General features: G+C 64.1%; 10 protein-coding genes and 1 rRNA gene. 4 read left to right on the top strand and 7 right to left on the bottom strand.

The window, feature by feature from the left end; genetic code table 11:
* Positions 1-58 precede the first annotated feature (58 nt).
* Both LDO41_RS20070 and LDO41_RS20065 read left to right on the top strand, forming a co-directional pair.
* Positions 59-1273, top strand: coding sequence for an ABC transporter substrate-binding protein (locus LDO41_RS20070; RefSeq protein WP_223991457.1), 1215 nt, complete (start codon positions 59-61; stop codon positions 1271-1273).
* A gap of 281 nt (positions 1274-1554) precedes the next feature.
* Entirely contained in the window at positions 1555-2763 is a 1209-nt protein-coding gene (locus LDO41_RS20065; protein ID WP_223991455.1) for an ABC transporter substrate-binding protein, read from the top strand.
* A 43-nt stretch (positions 2764-2806) separates the two neighbouring features.
* Here LDO41_RS20065 and LDO41_RS20060 read toward each other — a convergent pair whose 3' ends face one another.
* From LDO41_RS20060 to LDO41_RS20040, 5 genes are all read right to left on the bottom strand, one after another.
* Entirely contained in the window at positions 2807-3895 is a 1089-nt protein-coding gene (locus LDO41_RS20060; protein WP_223991453.1) for an ABC transporter ATP-binding protein, read from the bottom strand.
* Positions 3892-4890, bottom strand: coding sequence for an ABC transporter ATP-binding protein (locus LDO41_RS20055; RefSeq protein ID WP_223991452.1), 999 nt, complete (start codon positions 4888-4890; stop codon positions 3892-3894). The genes LDO41_RS20060 and LDO41_RS20055 overlap by 4 nt, the downstream gene beginning before the upstream one ends.
* A 30-nt stretch (positions 4891-4920) precedes the next feature.
* Positions 4921-5868 carry an ABC transporter permease gene (locus tag LDO41_RS20050; RefSeq protein ID WP_223991450.1) on the bottom strand — a complete coding sequence of 316 codons (948 nt, stop codon included), beginning with the start codon at positions 5866-5868 and terminating at the stop codon, positions 4921-4923.
* A gap of 4 nt (positions 5869-5872) precedes the next feature.
* Entirely contained in the window at positions 5873-6850 is a 978-nt protein-coding gene (locus LDO41_RS20045; RefSeq protein WP_223991447.1) for an ABC transporter permease, read from the bottom strand.
* A gap of 143 nt (positions 6851-6993) precedes the next feature.
* On the bottom strand, positions 6994-8517 hold the full coding sequence (locus tag LDO41_RS20040) for an ABC transporter substrate-binding protein (RefSeq protein ID WP_223992071.1): 1524 nt from the start codon (positions 8515-8517) through the stop codon (positions 6994-6996).
* A gap of 454 nt (positions 8518-8971) precedes the next feature.
* Here LDO41_RS20040 and LDO41_RS20035 point away from each other — a divergent pair, with 454 nt between their 5' ends.
* Positions 8972-10165 (top strand): M20 aminoacylase family protein, encoded by a 1194-nt coding sequence (locus LDO41_RS20035; protein WP_223991445.1) that lies wholly within the window; start codon positions 8972-8974, stop codon positions 10163-10165.
* Positions 10166-10177: 12 nt separating this feature from the next.
* On the top strand, positions 10178-11218 hold the full coding sequence (locus tag LDO41_RS20030; protein WP_223991443.1) for a DUF2891 domain-containing protein: 1041 nt from the start codon (positions 10178-10180) through the stop codon (positions 11216-11218).
* A 10-nt stretch (positions 11219-11228) separates the two neighbouring features.
* Here LDO41_RS20030 and LDO41_RS20025 read toward each other — a convergent pair whose 3' ends face one another.
* Positions 11229-12182 carry a DUF3047 domain-containing protein gene (locus tag LDO41_RS20025; RefSeq protein WP_223991441.1) on the bottom strand — a complete coding sequence of 318 codons (954 nt, stop codon included), beginning with the start codon at positions 12180-12182 and terminating at the stop codon, positions 11229-11231.
* Between the two features lie 242 nt (positions 12183-12424).
* Positions 12425-12538: ribosomal RNA gene (gene rrf / locus LDO41_RS20020) — 5S ribosomal RNA — on the bottom strand.
* Between the last annotated feature and the right edge of the window lie 141 nt (positions 12539-12679).

Here is a 12679-nt window from a genome sequence, read left to right as displayed (position 1 = left end):
CGGCCCGCCGTACGCTCCTGCGTCCTCACCGCCACCCCCTGCGCACACGCGTTTAGATATGGATTCACGACCACAACAACACCGCCGGCGCTTCTGCGGCCAGCTTGCCTGCGCGCTGCCCCCACTCTGGGCGCTTCGGGCCAATGCCGCGCAGTCCCAGCCCTCCACGCCAGACACCAGGTCCAACGCCAAGCCCGAGATCGGCGTCAGCGCCACCACCATCCTCGTCGGCCAGTCCGCGCCACTGACGGGACCGGCCGCCGAGCTCGGCATCCACCTGAATCGCGGCGCCCGGTTGTGCTTCGACCAGGTCAATCGGCAGGGCGGCATCTTCGGCCGCCAGATCGAGTTGCGCGCGCTCGACGACGCTTACGATCCCGAAGAAACCAAACGCAACACCCGCACGCTGCTCGTCGACGGCATGTTCGCGTTGTTCGGCTATGTGGGCACCAGCATGAGCCTCGCGGTATTACCGCTGGTACAGCAGGCACGCATCCCGTTCATCGCGCCCATGACGGGCGCCCGCGCGCTGCGCAGTCCCTTCAACCGTCACGTGTTCCATGTGCGGGCCGGCTATGACAGGGAAACCGCGGCGATCGTGCGACAGATTGCTACTTCGGGGCTGCGGCGCCTGGCCGTGGTCTACAACAACGATAGTTATGGCCGCGAGGGTCTCGAAGGCATCGCCAACGCGGTGCAGGCCCGGACCGCCGCCGACCTGCACATCACCGGCCGGCATGCCGTGGAGCGCAACGCCGTCGATGTGGGTGTCGCCACCACCGCCGTGCTGGCGCAGGAGCCCGACGCGATCGCGGTGATCAGCGCCTACGGCACCGCCGCGGCCTTTATCCGCGAGGCGCTGCGACAGGGCTACGCAGGCCAGTTCTATTGCCTGTCCTCGGTGGGGACCACCTCGCTGGCCAAGGCGCTCGGGGGGCAAGCCGCCGGCGTCGTGGTCTCGCAGGTCATGCCGAGCCCGCGCAACGGCACGCTTCCGCTCGTTCGCGACTACAAGCGCCTGTTGAACGCCGCCAGCGAGGCCAATGCCAACAGCCATGCGAGCCTCGAAGGTTTCATCGGCGCGCTGACCTTCGTCGAAGGGCTGCGGCGCGCCGGCCGCGACCTGACCCGCGACAAATTCATCGCCGCGCTGGAAGGCATGCGCGCCACCGATCTGGGCGGCTACGACATCCAGTTCTCGCCGGACGATCACCTCGGCTCGAAGTTCGTGGAGCTGGCCATCCTCAATGCGCGCGGACTGGCCGTCCGCTAACCGCCCCTTCAAGCCCAGCCAAGCCCCCGCCCCGATCACCTGCTCTCCAGTCTCGCGCCGCCTTGTGTGTGGCGCGCCTGCCTCGCCGCAACAGCCGAAACCGTCATATTTTGCTTGCAATTGCCGGTCTTCGATTATGATATCCGGGCGCTTCCCGGCCCCTTTTGGGGCCGGAAGGCCCGGCGTAACGCCGGGCTGGCCCGCAACAATCATGCACCGGCGACAGACCGGAGGCCGCGTAGCGCAGCACGCACAATGGTTTGATTGACGGGGCTATCACAATGGTTTTGCAAGCAGGGGTCAAGCGCCGGCAGCTCGCCGGCCTGCTGGTGGCGTGCGCCGCCATCGGCGCAACAGGTATTGGCGGCATCTCTGGCGCCGCCTTCGCGGCCAACACCGCGCCCGCCGAAGTCGGCGTCACCGCGGACACGATCGTCATCGGCCAGTCCGCCGCGCTGACCGGCCCGACTGCCGCGCTCGGCAAGCAGATGAACGCGGGCGCGCGGCTCTATTTCGACTACATCAATCAGCAGGGCGGCGTGTTCGGTCGTCGCATCGACCTGCAGGTGCTCGACGACGGCTATGAGCCGGACGAAGCCGTCAAGAACACGAAGAAACTGATCGAAGATACGCGCGTCTTTGCGCTGTTCGGCTACGTGGGTACGCCGACGTCGCAGGCCGCGGTGCCGCTCGCCAATCAGGCACACGTACCATTCTTCGCGCCGCTCTCCGGCGCCCAGTCGCTGCGCGATCCGCGCAGCCGCTATGTGTTCCACGTGCGCGCGGGCTACGACGAGGAAACCCAGGCCATCGTGCGGCAGATCCGCACCACCGGTCTCAAGCGTGTCGCCGTGGTGTTCAACGACGACGCCTACGGCAAGTCGGGCCTCGAAGGCGTCGAACACGCGATCCGGGCCTTGCCCGGCGACAGCGGCGTGCAACTGGTCGCACGGTCCAGCGTGGTCCGCAACACCGTCGAGATCGGCGATGCCATGCAGGAAACGATGAAGGCGAAGCCGGACGCGATCGTGCTCGTCAGCGCGTACCGGACTGCGGGCTCCTTCGTCAAGGAAGCGCTACGCCGCGGCTATAGCGGTCAGTTCTATAACGTGTCGTTCGTCGGCACGCAGGCGCTGGCCAAGGAAGTGGGCCCGCAAGGCAGCGGCGTGATCATCTCGCAGGTGATGCCGCATCCGGGCAACGCGACGCTGCCGGTAGTGCGCGAATACCTGCGTCTGCTGCAGGTCGCGGGCCGCCAGAACGAGTTCGACTACGCAAGTATCGAAGGCTTTATCGCCGCGAAGGCATTCGTCGAAGGCCTGCGCCGTACCGGCCGCGACCTGACGCGCGAGAAATTCGTGACGACGGTCGAAGGCATGCGCAACGTCGACCTCGGCGGCTTTATCGTCCAGTTCGGACCGGACAACCACGTCGGTTCGAAGTTCGTCGAGATGACGATCATCAATTCGCGCGGCGTCGTTATTCGCTGAAGCAGAACACCCTCTCCCGACAGGGAGAGGGTCTCCTCACGCCTCACCCCATATCGTTGAGGTGGCACGCCGACCACCGCATCGGCGCGATCTCCTTCAACGCGGGCTGCTCGCTGCGGCAGCGTTCCATCGCATGCGGACAACGCGGATGGAAATGGCAACCCGTCGGCGGATGCAGCGGCGACGGGATCTCGCCCCGAATCGCCACGTACGTCTTCTTGCCCACCTCCAGCTTCGGCGCTTCCGCGAGCAAAGCCTGCGTATAGGGATGATTCGGCGACGCGAACACATCCTCGGTCGGTGCTGACTCCACCACGCGACCCAGATACATGATCACCACGCGATCGCTGATGTGCTTCACCACGCCCAGATCGTGGCTGATAAACAGATACGTCAGGTCGAGATCTTCGCGTAGCTGCATGAACAGGTTCAACACCTGCGCCTGAATGGAGACGTCGAGCGCCGCGACCGATTCATCGCAGACCAGAAACTCGGGCCGCACCGCCAGCGCGCGGGCAATGCCGACGCGCGCGCGCTGGCCACCCGAAAACTGATGCGGAAAACGCCGTAGCACGGTCGGATCGAGTCCCACGCGCACCAGCATGTCTTCGACATACGCCTTCTGTTCGGCCTTCGGCACGATACCGTGCACCACCGGCGCCTCGCCGACGATATCGAGCACGCGCAGGCGCGGGTTCAGCGAGGCATACGGATCCTGAAAGATCATCTGGATCGCCAGCTGCCGCTCGCGGCGCTTCTCGGGCGGCAGGCGGTCGAGGTCGGTACCGCGCCAGAAGCGCTCGCCCTCGGTCAGCGAATGCAGGCCCACCGCCATGCGGCCGAGCGTGGACTTGCCACAGCCCGATTCACCGACAAGCCCCACCACCTCGCCCGTGCGGATCGACAGATCGACACGATCCACCGCGTGCACGACTTCCTCGCGCATGCGCGCGCCCAGCACATTGGCGATCTTCGCGGCGACATCGAGCGACTTCACGAAGCGCTTCGACACGCTCCGTAGTTCCAGCAACGGCGCCGAGGGCGTGCCCTCGACCGTATCGGAGACACTCGCGGATGCGCGCGCGGCCGGGGCCCCCGAGGCGCGCGTGGGATCGATCACGGGTGCATTCATGCGGCCTCCTGTTGCGCAGCGACCGGATGAAAGCAGCGCAGCCCGCGGCCATCGGCCGTTTGCGCGAGCGGCGGCTCGGTCTTGCAGATATCGGTCGCATACGGGCAGCGCTCGCGGAACGAGCAGCCACCGGGCAGGTTGAGCAGCGACGGCGTCATGCCGGGAATCTGCCGCAGCGGCGTGCCGCGCGGATTGCGCGACGGCGCCGAGCCGATCAGCCCATGCGTATAAGGATGTCCGGGATGTTCAAGCACCTGCTGCACACTGCCGGACTCCACGATCTTGCCCGCGTACATCACGCATACGCTGTCGGCCAGGCCGGCCACCACGGACAGATCGTGCGTGATCCAGATCAGCGCGGTGCCGGACTCGCGGCATAGCGTCTGCATTTCGTACAGGATCTGGCCCTGAATCGTCACGTCGAGCGCGGTGGTCGGCTCGTCCGCGATGATCAGATCCGGCTTGTTGAGCAGCGCGATCGCAATCGCCACGCGTTGCCGCATGCCGCCCGAGAACTGATGCGGATACGCCTGCAGTCGCTCGTCCGGCGAAGGAATGCCGACGCGCGCCAGGGCATTGCGCGCGCGCTCGCGCGCCACGGCCTTGCTGACATTCTCGTGTGCGAGCACCGCCTCGATCATCTGCGTGTCGATGCGCAGCACCGGGTTCAGCGTCATCATCGGATCCTGGAAGATCATCGCGATGCGGTTGCCGCGCACGTCGCGCTGCTGCGCCGGCGTCAGCGCGCGCAGGTCGCGCGTCACGCCATCGCGGCTCGTGAGCGCGATGCGCCCATCGACGACCTTGCCCGGCGCATCGATCAATCCCATGATCGAATAGCCGGTCATCGACTTGCCCGAGCCGGACTCGCCGACCAGACCCATGATCTCGCCCCGGCGCACCGAGAACGACACGTCGTCGACAGCACGCGCAATGCCAGCGCGCGTCGCGAACTGCGTCTTCAGATTCTCCACCACCAACGTAGGCTGACTCATCGTTGTATTCCTCGTCATGGCCTCATGGCGTCATTGCGTCTGCAAACGCGGATTCAGCACGTCGCGCAACTGATCGGCGACGAGATTCATCGCGACGATCGTCGTCACCAGCGCGATGCCGGGGAAAAAGCTGATCCAGTACTTGCCCGACAGCAGGAACTGCTGCCCGTTGGCGATCAGCGAGCCCAGCGACGGTTCCGTGACCGGCACGCCAAGCCCGAGGAACGACAACGTAGCCTCGAGCGTGATCGCCGAAGCCACCTGCAGCGCCGCGATCACGATCAGCGGCGGCAGGCAGTTCGGCAGCAGGTGCCGGAACATGATGCGTCCCGTCGGCAGGCCGAGGCATGTCGCGGCCTCGATATATTCCTTGCGGCGCTCGACCAGTGCCGCGCTGCGCGTGGTGCGCGCGTAATACGCCCATTGCACAGCCACCAGCGCGATCACGATATTGCCAATGCCGCGGCCCAGCAGCGCCAGCAGGATCAGCGCGAGCAGGATCGGCGGAAACGACAGCTGCAGATCCGCGACGCGCATCACGATCGCTTCGATGCGGCCACCAAGAAAGCCCGCCAGCAGCCCCAGTGTCGCGCCGACGACCAGCGCGATGATGGTGCTCACCACGCCCACGGCAATGCTGATGCGCAGCCCGTACATCACCGCCGACAGAATGTCGCGGCCCTGCTCGTCGGTACCGAGCACGAACAGCATGCCGTCGTCGCCGCGCTCGCCGGGCAGGCGGAAGTTGTCGAGGATATTGACCGATGACAGGTCATACGGATTCTGCGGCGACAGCAGCGGCGCAAACAGCGCGATCAGCAGAATCACCACGAGCACGATCAGCCCGGTCACGGCCAGCTTGCTGGCGATAAACTGCGCGACAAAGCGGCGCCACGGCGTCTGCTCGCGCTGCGGCTTGGCGGCCGCGACCGGAGTCGGCGAGCGCGGGGTTTCTTGCGGTGCGGTAGTCAGACTCATGACGTCAGCCCTTGTTGTCGGCGATGCGCACCCGCGGATCGAGCATGCTGTAGACAATGTCGACCACGAGGTTGATCAGGATGAACAGCGTCACGACCACCATCAGGTACGCGACGATCACGGGCCGGTCCAGCAATTGAATCGAGTCGATGATCAGCTTGCCCATGCCGGGCCACGCGTAGATCGACTCGGTGACGATCGCGAACGCGATGATCGAGCCGAACTGCAGCGCGATCACCGTCACGATCGGAATCATGATGTTCTTGAGCACATGCACGCCGACGATGCGCGAGTTCGATAGCCCCTTGGCGCGCGCGAACTTCACGTAGTCCTGCAGCATCGCCTCCTGCGTACCGGCGCGCGTCAGGCGGATCACCATCGCGATATTGAGCAGCGACAACGTGATCGCGGGCAGGATCAGATGGCGAATCCCGTCCATCGTCAGAAAGCTCAGCGGCACACCGAGCACGGACACGGTCTCGCCGCGACCGTTCGATGGCAGCCAGCCCAGCTGCACCGCGAAGACCACGATCAGCATCAGCCCAACCCAGAACGTCGGCAGCGAAAAGCCGAGGATCGAGATCGTCATGATCGACTTGGCCAGTACGCTGTTCGGGCGCAGGCCGGCGATCAGGCCGAGCGGAATGCCAAGCACCACGGCCAGCAGGATGGCGCAGATTGCGAGTTCCATCGTCGCCGGCATGCGTTCGAAGATCAGCTTGAGCGCGGGGGTGCCATGCGCGAACGACGTGCCCAGATTCCCGTGCAGCGCGTTCTGCAGAAAGATCCCGTATTGCTCCCACAACGGCTTGTCGAGACCAAGCGCTTCGATGGTGCGCCGGATGTCTTCCTGGTCCGCCTGCGGGCTGATCAGGATATCGACCGGATTGCCAATGGCGAACACGCCAAGGAAGACGAGCAGCGACATGACCAGCAGCACGACAACGCTCTGCATCAGCCGCCGGATGATGAAGACCAGCATATTGGGGACACTATCCTTTTGCCGGCGCTCCATACGGACCGCCAGACGAGTCGGCCGGCACACCGCATGGCGTGCCGGCCGTGTTTCGTCAATCTACTCTTAATCGACTGCCAGACTACAGCCGACTCACTGCGATACGTCCATCACTGCGGCTTGAAATTATGCGCATAGGTGCGTTCGTCGGTACGCGGCGTGTATGAAATGCCCTTGATCGTCGCCCACGTCGTCACCTGATGATGGATCGGGATGATACCGCCGTCGAGCACGCCGATCGCCGTCGCTTCCTGCAGCAGCTTCGAGCGCTCGTTGTCGTCCACGGTGGCCAGGGCCTTCTCGAGCACGGTATCCAGCTTCGGATTGCAGTACTCGCCCCAGTTCACCGTACCGAAACCCTTCTTCGAGTCCTGGCACGCGAGCAGCGCGCGCAGCGGCGAGCTCACCTCGCCCGTCTGCGCACCCCAGCCGACCAGGCCGAACGACCATTCATGCTTGCCGCCCTTCGACGCATACGTGGCCATCGGCGAGCCTTCCACCTTGGTCACGATGCCGATGCGCGTCAGGTTCTGCGCAATCGTCTGCGCAATGCGCTCGTCGTTCACGTAGCGGTTGTTCGGCGTATGCAGCGTCAGGCCAAAGCCCTGCGGATAGCCCGCGTCCGCCAGCATCTTCTTGGCCGCTTCCGGATCGTACTTGAGCGTCTTGAGCTCCGGGTTATAGCCAAACAGCGTCGCCGGCACGAGGTTGTTGGTCGGCTCCGACAGGCCTTCCATCAGCCGGTCCTTGATACCCTGGCGATTGATCGCGGTGCTGATGGCAATGCGCACGCGCGCGTCCTTCAGCGGGTTCTTGTCCATCGGCTGACCGTCCTTGGTCGTGACGAACGGCGAATTGTCGCGCTTGGTATCGAAGTACAGGTAGATCACGCGATGCGAGATCTTCGAGAAGAAGTTCAGCTTCGGATCCTGACGCACCTTCGGCAGATCCGGCGTCGGCACGTTCTCGATCGCCTGCACGTCGCCCGACAGCAGGGCGGCCAGACGCGTGGCCGGGTTCGGGATAAAGCGCAGCGTCACCTTGTCCCACGCGGGCTTCGGTCCCCAGTAATCCGGGTTGCGCACCAGCTCGACCCGATCGTCGCGCGCGTAGCTCACGAACTTGAACGGACCGGTGCCGATCATGCCCTTGCCCTGGGCGAAGTCGTCCGACGAGAGGCCCTGCGTCGCCTTCTTCTGCACCATGAACACCGACGTCAGGTCGTTCAGCATCAGCGGATAAGGCTGCGCGGTGATCAGCTGGATCGTGTACTTGTCGATGACCTTCTTGCTGACGATGGCCTTCGTGTAGACGTCGAACTTGCCGGGACTGTTCTGGATCGTCGCGGGACGATCAAGCGCGTAGGCCACGTCCTCGGTAGTCAACTCGGTACCGTCGTGCCACTTCACACCCTTGCGGATCTTGAATTCCCACGTGGTGTCGTTGAGGAGCTTCCACGACTCGGCCAGGCCGGGAATCACGCGGCTGTCCGGATCGAGCTTGATCAGCGTGTCGAAGACGTGCTCCGAGACGTTGATGTTCGAGAACAGGTTGTAGAAGTGCGGATCCATCGAGGTCGGCGGCGAACTCATGGCGATCTTCAGGTCCGCTGCCTGAACCGGTGCCGCGGCCATCAGGCCCAGCGCACCAGTGAGCAATGCGGCCCCGCATAGCTGACGGGCCGCCTTTCCGGCCGCCCCCTTGACGTGACGAAGGAACATCGCGCGAATCCCCCTAATTGGAATCTGAATGGACTGACCATCGAAATCATTCAGCCGCGTCGCGCCGTTTTGGTGCGGCACGTTACGTATCGTGGAATCTCACGCGGCTGGCCGGGCACTTCAAGCATGAACTGTTCCAGCAGTAACCCCTCCACGCCATGCGTGAAAACCCACCCGCAATCGCGCGCGATTGTCCTTGCGGCCGCAGTTACGTCCATCCTTGCGTCCATCCTTGTGCTCATCCGCGTGCCTGGTCACGTGATTGGCCGCGTGATCGAAAGTGCATGCTTTGGCGCTTTGGTGGCTCTCGTGGCATGATCCCGGTGTGTCCCCAATGGCCTGCAAAGGCCCGACCCCCGCCGGCATCATGAAACTCCTTCCCGAAATTCTTCAGGCGCAAGCCGAAATACAGAAGCTCCGACGAGACATTCACGCGCACCCTGAGCTGTGCTTTCAGGAGCAGCGCACGTCCGATCTCGTCGCCAGCAGCCTCGAGTCGTGGGGCATCGAGGTACATCGCGGCCTTGGCACCACCGGCCTCGTCGGCGTCATCCGCAATGGCAACAGCAACCGCGCCATCGGTCTGCGCGCGGACATGGACGCGCTGCCACTGCAGGAGGCCAACACGTTCGGCCACGCCTCGCAGCACACGGGCAAGATGCATGCGTGCGGCCACGACGGCCACACCGCGATGCTGCTCGGTGCCGCGCGCTACCTCGCCCAGCATCGCCAGTTCGACGGCACCGTGAACCTGATCTTCCAGCCGGCCGAAGAAGGCGGTGGCGGCGCGCGCGAAATGATCAAGGACGGGCTGTTCGAGCGTTTCCCGTGCGACGCGGTCTTCGGCATGCACAACTGGCCCGGCATGGCGGCCGGTTCGTTCGGCACTACCGCCGGGCCGTTCATGGCATCGAGCAACGAGTTCAAGATCGTGGTGCGCGGCAAGGGCGCGCACGCGGCAATGCCGCACAACGGCGCCGACCCCGTCTTCACCGGCGCGCAGATCGTCTCGGCATTGCAGGGCATCATCACGCGCAACAAGCGCCCGATCGACACCGCGGTGATCTCGGTCACGCAGTTCCACGCGGGCGATGCCACCAACATCGTACCGAACGAAGCATGGCTCGGCGGCACCGTGCGCACCTTCACTGTGCCAGTGCTGGATCTGATCGAGCGCCGTATGGAAGAAGTCTCGCGCGCCGTAGCACAGGCCTTCGATTGCACTGTCGAATTCACGTTCCACCGCAACTATCCGCCGACCATCAACACGCCCGCCGAGACCGAGTTTGCGGTCGGCGTCGCGAGCGAGCTCGTGGGCGCGAACAATGTCGATGGCCACTACGAGCCGACAATGGGCGCCGAAGACTTCTCGTTCATGCTGCAGGAGAAGCCTGGCTGCTATCTGTTCATCGGCAATGGCGAAGGCAAGCATCGCGAGTCCGGCCATGGCATGGGTCCGTGCATGCTGCACAACCCGAGCTATGACTTCAACGACGACCTGTTGCCCGTGGGCTCGACGTTCTTCGTCAAGCTCGTGGAGAAATGGCTCGCGCCGGCCTGAGCATAATTTCCCATGACGTCTACGCTGCTGGATGACGACACTGCTGCGCGCTTCGCGCGCGTCGCGCTCGACAACATCGTACGGCGCTATCCGTACAAGGTCGATCACCTGATGACCGGCCCCGACGATATCGCCGAGCCGATCGCGATGCATCCGGTGTTCTACGGCAGCTACGACTGGCACTCGAGCGTGCACATGCACTGGCTGCTGGTGCGCGTGCTCGCCTTGCGACCCACGCTCGACATCGCCACCGAGATCCGCGCCACGCTCGATGCGCAGTTGCGCCCGGACGCCATCGCCATCGAGCTCGCGTACTTCGAGCATAGCGGCGCTCGCACATTCGAACGTCCCTACGGCTGGGCATGGGTCCTGCGCCTGCAGGCAGAACTGCACACGCTGGCGGCGACCGACGCGCAGGCAATGCACTGGGCCGAAGCGTGCGCGCCCCTGGCCGATTACCTCGCGCAACGCCTGATCGATTACCTGGATATCGCGGATTTCCCGATTCGTACGGGCACGCACTTCAACAGCGCCTTCGCGCTGATCATGGCATTGTCGTACGCGAACACCGACTCGCATCCCGCGCTGAAGCGCGCGATCGTGCGTCGTGCCCATCGCTGGTTCGGCCACGATCAGCGGTATCCGGCGCGCTACGAACCGGGCGGCGATGAGTTCCTCTCGGGGGGCATGACCGAAGCGGTGTTGATGCGCTATGTGCTTGACGGCTGCGACTTCGATGAATGGTGGGAGATGTTCGCGCCCACGCAGGCGGATCTGGCCACGTGGATGACGCCCGTGATGGTCAGCGACCGCTCGGATCCCAAGCTGTCGCATCTCGACGGCCTGAACCTGTCGCGCGCGTGGTGCTGGCGCCTGCTGGAGCCGGCGTTACCCGAACCGTTGCGACCGCTGGCGGTGCGCGCATGGTCGGCACACCTCGAGGCCTCGCTGCCGCAGGCCGCGGACGGCCACTACGTGGCCACCCACTGGCTAGCGTCGTTCGCGCTGCTCGCCCTCGCGGACAAGCCCGAACCGCTGACCTGTTCCATTTAAGCGATCGACATCAGTCCAGCGCGATGTCGCCGTACCAGGCCTCGACGCGCGACTTGGTATTGTCGGTATCGGTCATCAGACCCACCGCGATCACCTTGCCGGGATCGGTACCGAACGCCTTCTTGTAGTCGGCGCGCAGATCCCGCTCGTGGCAACGCCATTCATTGGCATGGCGCGAACCGGAATCGACGACGATCATGCGCACGCGATCGGTATGGGGGTTGGACAGCACCGTGCCTTCGGCACGACGTCCGCCCCAGATATACATCAGCGTGGCATAGGGCATCTCGCGCCCCGTCGTGATGCGCGCCATCTCGAACATCAGCTGATCGCGCAGCGACAGCGTCGAATGATCGCCGTCAAACGCGACGAACAGACGCAACGGCGCATCTTCGCGCTGCTTCTCGCCATTGTCCGCGCCACGGATCACGTCACGCGTCTTCCACGTCCAGCGAATGCCACCGGCGGTGCGCTGCTCGAGCGGCACGTAGAGACCGGACGCCGAACTGTCGGCTTCCGCATGCAGCACCACGCGCTCGTCGACCTGCGTCAGCGCGTAGCGGGTTGGTGTCTTGTTGCGATTGACCGTCCAGGGTTGCCAGCCAGACGGCATGCGTTTGGCGTCGGCGGCCGTCGAGAACAGCGGCAGCGTTGCCAACGGCGGTGTGATGACGGTATCGCCCTCGCTGTCCCCACCACCAGCATCGGCATCCGGATGGCCGGCGCGATTGGCAATTTCAAGGGGATCGAGGGATGAAGGGAGTGTGCTTACAGCCGCCTGTATGGAGGCGTTTTGGGAGGCTTTCTGGGACGCTTTGGCCGCAAACGTCTTGCAATCGACCGCAGACGCGGCCGCAAGCGTGGATGGATCGTCAGGCGGATGCACCGTCGAAGCGCACCCACCAAGCAGCAGTGCGCCGGCCACACCAGTCCAAACCACTGGCCGCAATATCTTGGCCCGCATAACTTCCCCCAACCCGAATACTTTTCTGTGCCGCTACGGCGCCTGTCCTACGTCATTGCTCCAACTTGGCACCACGGCTTTGCTGTTGCAGACTGCTTCGTTTTCGGCAGAAAACCGAAAACTTGGGACGAAGATATCAGATGGGTTGGTACGCAGGAATGCTCCGGTACCCTGACGCGAATTCGCGTTGCAAAAAAACAAAACCCCTCAGCGGGAAGCGCTGAGGGGTTCTGAGCATAAGAGCCTGGCGATGACCTACTTTCACACGGGTAATCCGCACTATCATCGGCGCAAAGTTGTTTCACGGTCCTGTTCGGGATGGGAAGGGGTGGTTCCAACTCGCTATGGTCACCAGGCATAAGGGGTTGTCACGCTGAACGCGTCAGCGCGACGAATCTGGGTGTAGTAAAGGTAGGTTGTGCTGTATGTGGCCTGGCACATTGGCGGAACGCTATACACCGGGCAAGACACACCGGTTATAGGATCAAGCCTTACGG

Source organism: Cupriavidus pampae, assembly GCF_914271485.1.
Classification (GTDB): domain Bacteria; phylum Pseudomonadota; class Gammaproteobacteria; order Burkholderiales; family Burkholderiaceae; genus Cupriavidus; species Cupriavidus pampae.
The sequence above is the reverse complement of the archived record's forward strand: the minus strand, read 5'-3'. Positions and strand labels throughout refer to the sequence as shown.

Bases quoted from the DNA above. Each gene is read 5' to 3' on its own strand.
- LDO41_RS20055 (WP_223991452.1), bottom strand. From the start codon at position 4,890: ATGAGTCAGCCTACGTTGGTGGTGGAGAATCTGAAGACGCAGTTCGCG.
- LDO41_RS20070 (WP_223991457.1), top strand. From the start codon at position 59: ATGGATTCACGACCACAACAACACCGCCGGCGCTTCTGCGGCCAGCTT.
- LDO41_RS20035 (WP_223991445.1), top strand. From the start codon at position 8,972: ATGAAACTCCTTCCCGAAATTCTTCAGGCGCAAGCCGAAATACAGAAG.
- LDO41_RS20040 (WP_223992071.1), bottom strand. From the start codon at position 8,517: ATGGCCGCGGCACCGGTTCAGGCAGCGGACCTGAAGATCGCCATGAGT.
- LDO41_RS20025 (WP_223991441.1), bottom strand. From the start codon at position 12,182: ATGCGGGCCAAGATATTGCGGCCAGTGGTTTGGACTGGTGTGGCCGGC.
- LDO41_RS20030 (WP_223991443.1), top strand. From the start codon at position 10,178: ATGACGTCTACGCTGCTGGATGACGACACTGCTGCGCGCTTCGCGCGC.
- LDO41_RS20045 (WP_223991447.1), bottom strand. From the start codon at position 6,850: ATGCTGGTCTTCATCATCCGGCGGCTGATGCAGAGCGTTGTCGTGCTG.
- LDO41_RS20065 (WP_223991455.1), top strand. From the start codon at position 1,555: ATGGTTTTGCAAGCAGGGGTCAAGCGCCGGCAGCTCGCCGGCCTGCTG.
- LDO41_RS20060 (WP_223991453.1), bottom strand. From the start codon at position 3,895: ATGAATGCACCCGTGATCGATCCCACGCGCGCCTCGGGGGCCCCGGCC.
- LDO41_RS20050 (WP_223991450.1), bottom strand. From the start codon at position 5,868: ATGAGTCTGACTACCGCACCGCAAGAAACCCCGCGCTCGCCGACTCCG.